Raw genomic sequence first — 224 nt, 5'->3', positions numbered from 1 at the left:
TATGGAGGATTACCCAAGTCTGGCTGAAGGGAACGGTCTTGAAAACCGTCAGGTGGGTCAAACCACGCAAGAGTTCGAATCTCTTATCCTCCTTAAATAGGCAATGTTTTTAAAAACTATTGTTGGTTCGTTAAATGTTTTTCTGATTGGTCCATTGGAGTAGTGGTTATCTCGTCTCCCTGTCACGGAGAAGATCGTCGGTTCAAATCCGTCATGGACCGTAG

At 44.2% G+C, this 224-nt stretch carries 2 tRNA genes; both read left to right on the top strand.

Annotated features, from left to right (window positions below):
- Positions 1–3: 3 nt before the first annotated feature.
- A tRNA-Ser gene (locus tag LB941_RS12470) sits at positions 4–93 on the top strand.
- 55 nt (positions 94–148) lie between these two features.
- Positions 149–221, top strand: a tRNA-Asp gene (locus tag LB941_RS12465).
- Positions 222–224 lie beyond the last annotated feature (3 nt).

Source organism: Ligilactobacillus ubinensis (genome assembly GCF_024160875.1).
Classification (GTDB): domain Bacteria; phylum Bacillota; class Bacilli; order Lactobacillales; family Lactobacillaceae; genus Ligilactobacillus; species Ligilactobacillus ubinensis.
This window is presented reverse-complemented; position numbering and strand designations above follow the sequence as displayed.